This window comes from Sphingomonas sp. DMC8 (assembly GCF_056314185.1).
Window position 1 is genome coordinate 353,938 of sequence record NZ_JBQUYV010000006.1, and the last position, 11,625, is coordinate 365,562.

Genomic DNA, 11,625 nt, shown 5'->3' on the forward strand with positions numbered 1-11,625 from the left:
GTTCCTCCTGCGGACGACTGGGCTGGTGGGCAACCACCAGCCCTTTTTTTATGCGGAGAGGCCCAGATCCTCGCGCAGGAACGATGCGCAGCGCTCGCCGATCATAATCGTCGGCGCGTTCGTATTGCCGCTGATCAGCCGCGGCATCACCGAAGCATCGGCGATATAGAGCCCGCTCACCCCGCGCAACCGCAGCCGGGGATCGCATACGGCATCGGCATCGCTCCCCATCCGCGCCGTGCCGACCGGGTGATAGATGGTGTCGGCCCGCGCGCGGATGCGATCTTCCAGCGCGGCATCGTCGGCAAGGTCGACCGGCCAGCGATCGCGCCCGCGATAGTCGGTAAGCGGCGGCGTTTCGAGAATCCGGTACATCGCCCGCACGCCGCGCTTCAGCGTCTCCATATCGGCCGGCGCGCTGAAATAGGCGGGGTCGATCAGCGGCGCGTCGCCGACATCGGCCGAGGCGAGTCGCACCGTGCCGCGACTCTCGGGGCGCAGCGGGCAGGCATGGCAACTGAAACCATGTGCCTTGAGCTTCGACCGGCCATGATCCTCGACCACCGCGATCAGGAAATGGAGCTGGATGTCGGGGCGCGGATTGGCGGGATCGGTGCGCAGAAAGGCGCCCGCCTCGGCGAACGGCGAGGTCATCACCCCACGCCGTGTGAACAGCCACTTTGCCAGCGACCCCAGCGACTTGAGCGACCCCGCCGCCGAGCGACCGAGGAACAGCGTGCCGTCGGTTTCCATGCTCGCGACATAATCGACATGGTCCTGCAGGTCGGCGCCGACCGCCGGCCGGTCGAGCCGCACGTCGATGCCCAGCGACTGGAGATGCGCCGCCGGGCCGATGCCCGACAGCATCAGCAATTGCGGCGTCTGGAACGCGCCTGCGGCGAGCACCACGGCGCGGCGGGCGCGGATCGTGTGCGTTCGCCCACCCTGGCGATAAACGACGCCGACCGCGCGTCCTTCCTCGAACAGGATGCGCTCCGCGAGCGTATCGCACAGGATGTTCAGGTTCGCCCGCGCGCGCGCCTGCGCCAGATAGGCGCGACCCGCCGTCCAGCGCTCGCCGCCCTTCTGCGTCACCTGATACAGCCCCACGCCTTCCTGACGCGGGCCGTTGAAATCGGGATTGACCGGAATCTGCAGCGCGGCGGCTGCCTCGATAAAGGCGCGGCTGCCGGGGTGCGGATCGCACTGGTCGCTCACCCAGAGCGGGCCGCTGGCGCCGTGCCAGGCATCGGCGCCGCGGCTGTTGTGCTCGATCGCCTTGAACCAGGGGAACACATCCTCCCAGCCCCAGCCGGCGCAGCCCAGCGCCCGCCAGTCGTCATAATCCTGTGGCTGGCCGCGAATGTAGAGCATGGCGTTGATCGCGCTCGACCCGCCCAGCCCGCGCCCGCGCGGCTGATAGCCGCGGCGGCCGTTCAGCCCCGGCTGCGGCACCGTTTCGAACGCCCAGTTGGTCGCCGGCCCCTGGAACGGCATCATGCCCGGCATGATCGTCTTGAGCCCGGTGTTGCGCCCGCCTGCCTCGAGCAGCGCGACGCGGGTGGTGCCATCCTCGCTCAGGCGGCCTGCGACGGCGCTCCCGCCCGATCCGCCGCCGATGACGACGATGTCGGCTTCTTCCATGTGGCTTCCCTCTCCTGCCAGCGTCTTTTTATGCTTTCAGACGTGTCGCGGCTGCCGTCGTGGCTCCAGCCGGGCGGGGCGGCGACATAGTGCCAGCGCGCGCGCCAGTCGGGCGCGGTCCACAGGTCGCGGGCAATGCCCACCCATTCGTGGAACGCCGCCCATAGCAGGTTGAAGCTGCCGAGATTCCTGACGATGCCGTAGCGCGGCCGGTCGTCGGCACGCTCGGGGACGAAGGTGCCGAACCAGCGATCCCAGACGATGAATACGCCGGCATAGTTGCTGTCGAGATAGCGCGGGTTGGTGGCATGGTGGACGCGGTGGTGCGACGGCGTGTTCATCACCGCTTCGAACCAGCGCGGCATCCGGTCCACCATCTCGGTATGAATCCAGAACTGGTAGATCAGGTTGAGCCCGGCGACGAAGAACACCATCGGCGGCGGAAAGCCGATCAGGAACAGCGGCAGGCGGAACAGAAAGGCCAGGCTGATAAAGCCGGTCCAGGTCTGCCTGAGCGCGGTCGACAGGTTATAATGCTGGCTCGAATGGTGGATCACATGGCTCGCCCAGAACCAGCGGACGCGGTGGGCGGTGCGGTGGAACCAGTAATAGGCGAAATCGTCAAGCACGAAGGCGATCGGCCAGACATACCAGGCATAGCCGATGTCGAGCAGCCGATATTGCCACAGCCACATCGCCAGCGCGAACACCATGCCGCCGGTGGCGACGCCCGCCACGGTACTGCCCAGCCCCAGCAACATCGAGGTCAACGTGTCGCGCGGGCAATAGCGGCTGCGGTCGCGCAGCCGCGCCACGATCATTTCCGCAAGGATCGCCAGCACGAACGCCGGGATCGCATAGTTTACGGGATCGGGCAGCTTATCCATTCGGGCGACGCTCTCCTGACACCGATGTAAGTAAGCGCGCTTCGGCTTCCGATTCAAGCGTGATCGTGCAGGGGCCGAGCAGCCGCTCGGTGCGCGGCACCCGGATCACGGCCCCGTCGTTGCGAAGGGCGATGGGTGCGGGCAGCAGCCGCGCCACGAAGCGGGCGCCGATACGTCGGATGAGCACCAGCCGTCCGTCCTCGGCGAGGACGAAGCCACCCTGCCCGTGCATATCGAGCCAGCCTCGACGGGCGATGAGGTCCGCAAAGGTGGATTCTGCAATTTCGCAAAGCTCCGTCGGGGTCGTCAGCCGGGCGGTCCCCAGTCCGAGCAGGCGCGCTGTCACGGCAAGCGCCAGTATCGCCGCCAGCGAACCGCCGATCAGCGTGAACAGGTTCATTTTCCTGCCGAAAGTTGCGCAAGCGCAGGCCGGATCGCCGACAGGTCGTACCCGGCACCGGCGCCTTTTTCGACCAGCTCGGCCGGATCGCCGCCGGCCTGTGCCGCCGCCAGCGCCCAGAGATTGCACGAGCGCGTACCCGACCGGCAATAAGCGAGCACCGGCCCGTCCACTTCGGCGAGCGCGGCACGCATCGCTTCCACCTGGCCCAGATTGAAGCCGCCGGGCGTTACGGGAATCGCCGTGTAGCCCAGCCCGGCGGCTTCGGCCGCAGCGGCGATGGTGGTGCCGCTCGGCTGACCGGGCTCCTCGCCATCGGGGCGGTTGTTGATGATATGGACGAACCCGGCCGCAGCCAGCGCGGGCACATCCTCGGGCTGGATCTGCGGCGCCACCGAGATGCTGTCGTCGATCTTGTTGGGCATGGGCTACATCCTCGCTCGAATTCCCCCTTCCTGACAGAAGGGCAACAGTTCCCCTCCCGCTTGCGGGAGGGGTTAGGGGGGATGGACCGGCTTTGCGCGTCTTCCCCGTCGGTCCCTCCCCCGACCCCTCCCGCAAGCGGGAGGGGAGCGCAAGAGGCCAGGCAGGGGCTCCGTTCAAAACTGCCGGATCACCGCCAGGAAATCGGCGCCATACGCCTCCAGCTTGCGCGCGCCGATGCCGGGCAGCTCGCCCAGCGCGGCGAGCGAATCGGGTCGCGCCGCCGCCATGTCGCGCAGCACCGAATCGTGGAAGATGACATAGGGCGGCAGCCCGGTTTCCTGCGCGATCTCGCGCCGCCTTGCGCGCAGTGCCTCGAACAGCGGGTTGCCGACCGGGTTGGGGACCGATCCCTTTGCGGCCTTGCGTCGTCGTTCGCGGCGGGGCGGCAGGACAAGCTCCAGCTTCGCCTCGCCCTTCAGGATCGGCCGCGCCTCGGGGCCGAATTCCAGCCCGCCATGCTCGTTGGTGCGCAGCGCGTCGCGCAGCAGCAGCGCGCGGGCCACGGGCTTGAGCAGTGCCACTTCGTCACCCTCGACGATGCCGAACACCGACAGTTTCTCATGCCCGTTCATCAGGCTGCGCTCGCTCGAGACGCCGGTGAGAATGCCCTCGATATAGCCGACACCGTAGAGCATGCCGGTGCGGAACACCGCCGATAGGAATTTCTGCGCGGTGACGCTGGCGTCGATCGCGGCGGGGGGATGGAGGCAATTGTCGCAATTGCCGCAGGCCTCGGGCGCATCCTCGCCGAAATGCCGGAGCAGGATGCGGCGGCGGCAGCCCGCCGTCTCGACCAGCGCACCGAGCGCGGTGAGGCGGGCGCGTTCGCCGGGCTGGCGGGCGGGTTCGACTTCGCCGATCCGCTGGCGGGCGCGGGCGAAATCGTCGGCGCCCCAGAAGAGATGCGCGACCGACGGATCGCCGTCGCGGCCGGCGCGGCCGGTTTCCTGATAATAGGCCTCGATCGACTTGGGCAGCCCGGCATGGGCGACGAAGCGAACATCGGGCTTGTCGATGCCCATGCCGAACGCGACGGTGGCGACCACCACCATGTCCTCGCTGGCGACGAACGCCGCCTGGTTGCGCCGCCGCACCTCGGGATCGAGCCCGGCATGATAGGGAAGGACCGGGCGGCCGGTTTCCGCCGCCAGCTTCTCGGCGAGTTGCTCGACCCCTTTTCGCGTCTGGGCATAGACGATGCCGGGGCCGGGATTATCCGCCACCACGTCGATGATCTGCCGCGTCGTGTTCTCGCGCGGGGCGATGGTGTAGCGGATGTTCGGCCGGTCGAACCCGGCGACGATCAGCCCTTCCTCGGGAATGCCGAGCTGGTCGAGAATGTCGGCGCGGGTATGCGCGTCGGCGGTGGCGGTGAGCGCGAGGCGCGGCACCTCCGGAAAGCGATCGAGCAGCGGGCGCAGCAGCCGGTAGTCGGGGCGGAAATCATGCCCCCATTCGGACACGCAATGCGCCTCGTCGATCGCGAACAGGCTGAGCTTCGCCTGGGTCAGCAGGTTGCGGAAGCCCTCGCCCGAGGCGCGCTCGGGCGCGATATAGAGCAGGTCGAGCGCACCGGCGCGGAAGCGCTCGATCGTCTCGGCGCGATTGTCGTCCACGCTGGTGAGCGTAGCGGCGCGGATGCCGACCGCCTCGGCCGCGCGCAGCTGGTCGTGCATCAGCGCGATCAGCGGGCTGACGACGACACAGGTGCCCTCCAGCATCACGGCGGGGAGCTGGTAGGTCAGCGATTTGCCCGCGCCCGTCGGCATTACCGCCAGCGTGCGCTCGCCCGCCAGCACCCGGTCGACCACCGACGCCTGCACGCCGCGAAACGCGTCATAGCCGAAGACCCGGCGGAGATGGTGGAGCGGATCACCCGACATCGCCCGTCCCTAGCCGCGTGGCGTGGCGGCTGTCGAGCCGATGCGGGGCGACGCGGTGCCGGCTTGCTAACCCGCGGCGCGTCTCGGTCCGGTCAGGCCGGTTGATCGACGATCGCGCGGGCGGCGGCGATGTCGTCGTCATCGACCATCACGCGCACGGGAATCAGCAGATAGCTGCCATCGGCGATGCTGGCGCCGGCGTCGAACACGAAGCTGGCGATGCCTTCCTCTTCCAGTCGCCCCTGGACGATAAAGGCTTCCTGCCGGTTGAACCGGCCGAGTTCGACAAGGGCCATAGCGGCACCTCCTTGCGTTGACGCGCATGGACCATGCGCATAACTTGTCTGCATGAAGCACGATCCGCTCGCATCCGGCAAGCGCAAGGCAGTGAACCTGTCGCTCGATACGGGCGTGGTGGCCGCTGCGCGAGAGGCCGGGCTAAACCTGTCGCAGATCTGCGAAGCGGCGATCCGCGCGGCAACCAAGGCCGAGCAGGACCGGCGCTGGCAGGAAGAAAATCGGGAGTGGGCGGAAGCTTCCAATAAATGGGTGGAAGAAAACGGCCTTCCACTCGAACGCTATCGCATGTTCTGATGCCGCAGTACGACGTGCATCGCGCCAAAGACGGTGCGTTGCTGCTCAACTGTCAGGCCGAGGTGCTGGGGCATCTCTCCACCCGCATGGTCGCGCCCCTGGTGCCGCTCGATCGGGCGCCCGCCCTGCGCGCTCGCTTGAACCCGGTGTTCGACATTGCCGGTGTGCGTTGCGCGATGGTGACGCAGTATGCTGCGACCGTCTGGGCCAAGGATCTCGGCCCTACGGTTGCATCGCTCGAAACCCATCGGTTCGATATCATTGCTGCGTTCGACATGCTGCTGACGGGCAACTGACGGCTTACGCCGCCGTTCCGCCCACCGTCAGCCCTTCGACCAGCAGCGTGGGCTGGCCCACGCCGGCGGGGACCGACTGGCCGCCCTTGCCACACATGCCGATGCCTTCGTCGAGCGCGAAGTCGTTGCCGATGCCGGTGACCTTGTGGAGCACGGTCGGCCCGTCGCCGATCAGCGTGGCGCCCTTGATCGGTGCGCCCAGCTTGCCGTTCTCGATCCTGTACGCCTCGGTGCAGGAAAAGACGAACTTGCCCGAGACGATGTCGACCTGCCCGCCGCCGAAGCTCTTGGCATAGATGCCCTTCTTGACGCGCGACAGCAGCTCGGCCGGATCGTCGCTGCCCCCGCGCATGAAGGTGTTGGTCATGCGCGGCATCGGTGCGTGCTGGAACGATTCGCGGCGGCCATTGCCGGTCGGCTCGACGCCCATCAGCCGGGCGTTCAGCCGGTCCTGCATATAGCCCTTGAGGATGCCGTCCTCGATCAGCACCGTCTCGCGCGTCGGCGTGCCTTCGTCGTCGATAGACAGCGAGCCGCGGCGGTCGTGGATCGAACCGTCGTCGACTACCGTTACGCCCGGCGCGGCGACGCGTTCGCCGATCCGGCCGGAAAAGGTGCTGGTGCCCTTGCGGTTGAAATCGCCTTCGAGACCGTGGCCGACCGCCTCGTGGAGCAGCACGCCCGGCCAGCCGGGGCCGCACAGCACGGTCATGTCGCCCGCCGGCGCCGCGACCGCGTCCAGATTCACCAGCGCCTGTGCCAGCGCCTCGTCGATCGCGCGGTTCCAGGTCTCGGGCTGGAACAGCCGGTCATAGACGACGCGGCCGCCGGTGCCGAAGCTGCCGGTCTCGCGCCGGCCATTCTGTTCGACGACGATCGAGACATTGAGGCGCACGAGCGGGCGCACATCGGTGACGACGAAGCCGTCCGCGCGCACCACTTCGACCACGCTCCACTGGCCGGTCAGGCTTACCGACACCTGCTTCACCCGCGGATCGCGGTCGCGGGCGGCGGCGTCGATCGTCTGGCACAGGTTCACCTTGTCGGCGAAGGGCACCAGGTCGAGCGGATCGGCATCGGTATACAGGTGGCGATTATTGCCCTGGGGCGGCGACGCCTTGCCCTGCTTCGCCGGGTCGATCAGCGCCATGGTTTCGGCGGCGCGGCGGATTGCGGCGGCGCTGATCTCGTTGGCGTGGGCGAACGCGGTCGTCTCGCCCGACACCGCGCGCAGGCCGAAGCCGGACTGGGTATCGAACGACGCGGTTTTCAGCCGGCCATCGTCGAACCCGAACGCCTCGGACTTGCGATATTGCAGATAGAGTTCGCCATCCTCGGCATGGGCCAGCGCATCGGCGGTCAGGCGAATGGCCGCATCGGGATCGAGCTGGTCGCGATAGAGAAAGGCGCGGGGGTCGGTGGGACTGAACATGTAATCCATATAGGACGCGCGGCCCCCTTGTCTAAGGGGCCGCGCGTTCCCGGCTCAGGATATGCGGACGCGGACCAGCGTCTGGTTGAGCAGCTGATAGGCGATTTCGCCGAAGGTGATCGGCCCGCCGACCCCGCCGATCGCCTTGCCCTCCAGCTGGCCGAACAGGAAGTTGAGGATGCAGTTGCACGACCACACCGTGTTCTCGCCCGGCTTGGCCGCCAGCGCGTCGCGGAAGCTGCCGGCGTAATCCTCGACCGGGCGGGCAAAGTGATAGTCGACGCCCGGGAACACCGGGGCATAGAGCGTCACGCCGTCCGCTTCGACGCTGCGGATCGATACGTTCAGATGCGCACCGGCAAAATCGCCGACCAGCGGCAGCTTGCCTTCGTCCAGCCCGTGGCTGCGCAGATAGTCCGCGAAGTCGACGCTCTCGCCATTGACGGTGCAGCGCGTCGGGTGGTTGGTGATCGCATCGAAGTGCAGCAGGTCGCCGCCATCGGGCGCGAACAGGTTGACGATCTCGATCGCCAGCAATGCCGCTTCCGGCAGCGTGACATGGAGCACCACCGCCCGGTCGCGATGCACTGTGCCGGTGCGCCCGTCGACGACGACGGCGAACCCGTTCGGATCGCTCAGGTCATAGCCGGCGATCCACCCCACGGTCGGCTTCAGGAAAGCCTGGGGATAGTCGCCGGCTTCGAGCGCGAAGCGCTGGTGACAGGCCGAATCGGCCGGCAGGATGGCGACGGCAAAGCCGTGATCGGGCGCGGTGCCCGAAATCGCTTCGAGCGAATCGACATCGAAACAGGCGACTTCCGCCTGCGGAAAGGCCGAGAAGTCGGATACGAACACCTGGTCGTCCCCGACCACGACGCCGCCTGTCTCGGTCATGAAATAGGGCGTGCTGCCGCCGATCCATGCGCCGTGCGGCAGGGCGGCGAGGGCTGCGGGCCGGCCGGCCACGGCCAGGACAGCGCCCGCGCGGATCAGTTGGGCCGCATCTTCTACTGAGAGGAGCTGGTTGCGCATCGTGGCGTCAAAGCCCGGCGAATTGAGCGATTTCATTCTTCAGCCCTCCTTCCCATTTGGAAAAAAAGAAGTGGAGTTCCTGCGCCTTGGCGCTGAGGGGTTCGTTGCTGCGCTCGAACCGCTTGGCCATCATCTGGATGCCCATATTGTCGGTGCGAATGCGCGATAGACCGCCGCTGGCAAGGCGTTGCCAGCACGCGGCGTCGGGCGGTGGCACTGCCATACCCCTTCTCCTGCTCATGATCGGGACGCGACACTGCGTCCGCGCGCAAGCTAGGCAGCGGCGGTTAGCGAATGCTTCGGGATGGCCTCCGAAGATTCACCTTGTGCGAATTACTTAGCAGCAGGCATTGGGCGCTTGCCCAATACGCTCAGTCTCTCAGAGGCTGGCGCCTGCCGGGTGATCGGGCAGCTGGCTCTGGTCGGCGCCGTCGGCGGGGCCGCCGATCAGCACGAAGCGGCGGTCGCAATAGCCGCAATCGACATAGCCGGTCTCGTCGATCTGCAGAAACACGCGCGGATGGCCCAGCGCGGCGGGCAGACCTTCGCCGGTGCCGTCGCAGGCGACGCGGGAATGGGCGGTGCGGATCACTTCGGGCGGCGCAATCATGACATCAGCCCTAGCAAAGCGCGCGGGGGCTCGCAATCGGATGCGCACGGTCTTATGGCCATGGGCCATGACCCAGGCAGCGATCGCGATCGATACTCTCTGCAAGACCTATGCGGGCGGCAAGCGTGCGCTGGACGGCGTGAGCTTCGAGGTGCCGCGCGGGCAGATATTCGGACTGCTCGGCCCCAATGGCGCCGGCAAGTCGACGCTGATCAACATCCTGGCCGGGCTGGTCAACAAGACCGACGGCAAGGTGTCGATCTGGGGCTTCGACATCGATGCGCATCCGCGCAACGCCAAGGCAAGCATCGGCATCGTCAACCAGGAAATCCTGTTCGATCCCTTCTTCACACCCAAGGAGACGCTGGAGATTCAGGCCGGGCTGTACGGCGTGGCCAAGGACAAGTTCGACGCAATGGCGCTGCTCCGCGCAGTGCATCTGGAAGACAAGGCGAACGCCTATTCGCGCACGCTTTCGGGCGGCATGAAGCGGCGGCTGATGGTCGCGAAAGCAATGGTGCATTCGCCGCCGATCATCGTGCTCGACGAGCCGACCGCGGGCGTGGACGTGGAACTGCGCCAGCAGCTCTGGGCCTATGTGAAGCAGCTCAACCAGCGCGGCGTGACGGTGGTGCTGACGACCCACTATCTCGAAGAGGCCGAGGAGCTTTGCGACCGCATCGCCATCATCAACCACGGCCAGCTGATCGCCAACAAGCCGACGCGCGAACTGGTCGGCATGGCGCAGGAAAAGGTTGTCGAGGTGACGGTGGACCGCGACATCGCGGCCGCGCCGGACAATGCCTGTTTCCAGAAGGTCGAGCTGAAGGGCGAGCGGGTGCTGGTGATCACCTATCGCAAAGACCAGGCGAATGCCGGCGAAGTGCTGGGCGCGGTGCAGGCGGCGGGGCTGGGCATCGTCGACGTGTCGACCCGTGAGGCGGATCTGGAGGATGTGTTCCTCAATCTGACGCGGGCGGCATAGGGCTCAATCGACTGCAGCTATTGAGCCTTCGCCGACGATGTGCCCATCCCAGAGATAGAAGTGCCCAGCCTCCGCAAGCGTAGGCACCGCCTGCTCAGGGCTGAGGAATGTAAAGCCGATCCGTCGCCGTTCGCCCGGATGTAGCGGTTGGTCGCGCAGCAGGAGAAGCGAGTCCCATCCGGATATCGGCTGCTCCTTTGATACGATCAGGAGGCACCCGAAGCCTGGAAGGGCGGGGCAGGCCCTCCCGCCATTCGCGGTTTCGTAGAGCCAGACGTCCGCCACGAGTTGCGGCTCGGCTTCCCGCTGAACGTCGAGCCTGCTCACCTGCGATGCGCCGCGAAGAACGCCCACATCGCCTCATTGTCCGCCACCCAGACATGGCCGGCGCCGTGCTTCACCCGACCGGCCACGTCCGCCGCGCCCGAGCAGCGGGTGAAGCGCTCCTCCTTGACCTCGGCCGATACCGCGCGCTCCACCGGTCCCACGCGGCACCCGTTCAGATCGGCCCAGCGCACCAGCGCGGTGTGCATCGTGTATTGCCAGTATCCCGCGCCGCCGCCCTGGATCGGGTTGGTGGTGTCGGCATCGCCCGCGAAGGCCAGCACCGGCATCGGCCGCGACGGCGTGCAGGTCGCCGGATCGGGGACGCGCGGCGTTTCCTTCAGCGGGTTGCCCGCGCGCAGGCCGACCACCGGGGCGATCGCGGCGAAGCGGTCCGCCGCGACGCAGCCGAGCCACGAACTCAGCCGTCCGCCGCCCGAATAGCCGGTGGCATAGACTCGCGCCCGGTCGACACAGCCCTTGGCCACCAGCTGGTCGATCGCGGTTTTCACAAAGGCGACATCGTCGGCATCGCCCGGGACGGGAATCTTGCCGGTCACGGTCGGCACGCCGGGGATGTTCCAGACAAAACCGGGAGCGGCGGGAATGCCGCCATCGGGCGCCGCAAGCAGGAAGCCGTGGCGGTCTGCCGTCGCCTCCAGCTTCGACTGGGCGAGGATCGCTTTGGCAGTGCCGGTGCTGCCATGGAACACGAACACCAGCGGCAACCGTGCCGCACTGCGCTCGGCGGGAACATGCACCAGCATCGATCGGCCGGTGCCTTCGATCGCCACCGGCACGGTCGTGCCCGCTGGCCCAAGCCGGCACGTCGCCGCCTGTGCCGTGCCGCTGCCGAACAGCACCGCCAGCCCGATCAACCATGCCCACCGCATCCGCCTCTCCTTCGCCAACGCGCACACCGAGGTGCGTTACGAACGACATATGTTGCCCCGCCCGTCATCCCGGCGAAAGCCTGGATGTGGACTCACATTCGAAGTGCAACGGATGTTGCGCCCATGCCTCGGCGGGTGTTCTGAAGTCGAGGCATTTGC

14 protein-coding genes are annotated in these 11,625 nt (G+C 67.2%); 3 read left to right on the forward strand and 11 right to left on the reverse strand.

Features of this window, described 5'->3' with window-relative positions:
• Positions 1-48 precede the first annotated feature (48 nt).
• The 6 genes from ACT53K_RS14400 to ACT53K_RS14425 form a co-directional block, all read right to left on the reverse strand.
• The gene (locus ACT53K_RS14400) at positions 49-1,644 is read right to left on the reverse strand and encodes a GMC family oxidoreductase (protein ID WP_476229377.1); all 1,596 of its coding nucleotides are present in this window, start codon (positions 1,642-1,644) and stop codon (positions 49-51) included.
• Positions 1,578-2,531 (reverse strand): sterol desaturase family protein, encoded by a 954-nt coding sequence (locus ACT53K_RS14405; protein WP_476229378.1) that lies wholly within the window; start codon positions 2,529-2,531, stop codon positions 1,578-1,580. The genes ACT53K_RS14400 and ACT53K_RS14405 overlap by 67 nt, the downstream gene beginning before the upstream one ends.
• Positions 2,524-2,931 carry a hypothetical protein gene (locus ACT53K_RS14410; protein WP_476229380.1) on the reverse strand — a complete coding sequence of 136 codons (408 nt, stop codon included), beginning with the start codon at positions 2,929-2,931 and terminating at the stop codon, positions 2,524-2,526. Before ACT53K_RS14410 ends, ACT53K_RS14405 begins: the two co-directional genes overlap by 8 nt.
• The gene (locus ACT53K_RS14415; protein WP_476229381.1) at positions 2,928-3,356 is read right to left on the reverse strand and encodes a protein tyrosine phosphatase family protein; all 429 of its coding nucleotides are present in this window, start codon (positions 3,354-3,356) and stop codon (positions 2,928-2,930) included. Before ACT53K_RS14415 ends, ACT53K_RS14410 begins: the two co-directional genes overlap by 4 nt.
• Positions 3,357-3,530: 174 nt before the next feature.
• Complete coding sequence (gene recQ / locus ACT53K_RS14420; RefSeq protein WP_476229382.1) at positions 3,531-5,300, reverse strand: DNA helicase RecQ; 1,770 nt, start codon at positions 5,298-5,300, stop codon at positions 3,531-3,533.
• 92 nt (positions 5,301-5,392) lie between these two features.
• Positions 5,393-5,596: a putative signal transducing protein gene (locus ACT53K_RS14425; RefSeq protein WP_476229383.1), complete on the reverse strand. Its 204-nt coding sequence runs from the start codon at positions 5,594-5,596 to the stop codon at positions 5,393-5,395.
• Positions 5,597-5,648: 52 nt separating this feature from the next.
• Here ACT53K_RS14425 and ACT53K_RS14430 point away from each other — a divergent pair, with 52 nt between their 5' ends.
• Together ACT53K_RS14430 and ACT53K_RS14435 are read left to right on the forward strand one after the other, a co-directional pair.
• Positions 5,649-5,894 (forward strand): type II toxin-antitoxin system CcdA family antitoxin, encoded by a 246-nt coding sequence (locus ACT53K_RS14430; protein ID WP_476229384.1) that lies wholly within the window; start codon positions 5,649-5,651, stop codon positions 5,892-5,894.
• Positions 5,894-6,190: a CcdB family protein gene (locus ACT53K_RS14435; RefSeq protein WP_476229385.1), complete on the forward strand. Its 297-nt coding sequence runs from the start codon at positions 5,894-5,896 to the stop codon at positions 6,188-6,190. The genes ACT53K_RS14430 and ACT53K_RS14435 overlap by 1 nt, the downstream gene beginning before the upstream one ends.
• Positions 6,191-6,194: 4 nt before the next feature.
• Here the strand turns inward: ACT53K_RS14435 and tldD are convergent, their stop codons facing one another.
• From tldD to ACT53K_RS14455, 4 genes are all read right to left on the reverse strand, one after another.
• Positions 6,195-7,622 carry a metalloprotease TldD gene (tldD, locus tag ACT53K_RS14440; RefSeq protein WP_476229386.1) on the reverse strand — a complete coding sequence of 476 codons (1,428 nt, stop codon included), beginning with the start codon at positions 7,620-7,622 and terminating at the stop codon, positions 6,195-6,197.
• A 54-nt stretch (positions 7,623-7,676) separates the two neighbouring features.
• Positions 7,677-8,690, reverse strand: coding sequence for a DUF6976 family protein (locus ACT53K_RS14445; RefSeq protein WP_476229387.1), 1,014 nt, complete (start codon positions 8,688-8,690; stop codon positions 7,677-7,679).
• A complete protein-coding gene (locus ACT53K_RS14450) occupies positions 8,662-8,877 on the reverse strand; it encodes a hypothetical protein (RefSeq protein ID WP_476229388.1) in 216 nt (71 codons plus the stop codon). Before ACT53K_RS14450 ends, ACT53K_RS14445 begins: the two co-directional genes overlap by 29 nt.
• A gap of 156 nt (positions 8,878-9,033) precedes the next feature.
• Positions 9,034-9,264 (reverse strand): zinc-finger domain-containing protein, encoded by a 231-nt coding sequence (locus tag ACT53K_RS14455; RefSeq protein WP_476229389.1) that lies wholly within the window; start codon positions 9,262-9,264, stop codon positions 9,034-9,036.
• A gap of 67 nt (positions 9,265-9,331) precedes the next feature.
• Here ACT53K_RS14455 and ACT53K_RS14460 point away from each other — a divergent pair, with 67 nt between their 5' ends.
• Positions 9,332-10,249, forward strand: a complete 918-nt coding sequence (locus tag ACT53K_RS14460) for an ABC transporter ATP-binding protein (protein WP_476229390.1) — start codon at positions 9,332-9,334, stop codon at positions 10,247-10,249.
• 323 nt (positions 10,250-10,572) lie between these two features.
• Here ACT53K_RS14460 and ACT53K_RS14465 read toward each other — a convergent pair whose 3' ends face one another.
• Positions 10,573-11,466: a CE1 family esterase gene (locus ACT53K_RS14465; RefSeq protein WP_476229391.1), complete on the reverse strand. Its 894-nt coding sequence runs from the start codon at positions 11,464-11,466 to the stop codon at positions 10,573-10,575.
• Positions 11,467-11,625: the final 159 nt, after the last annotated feature.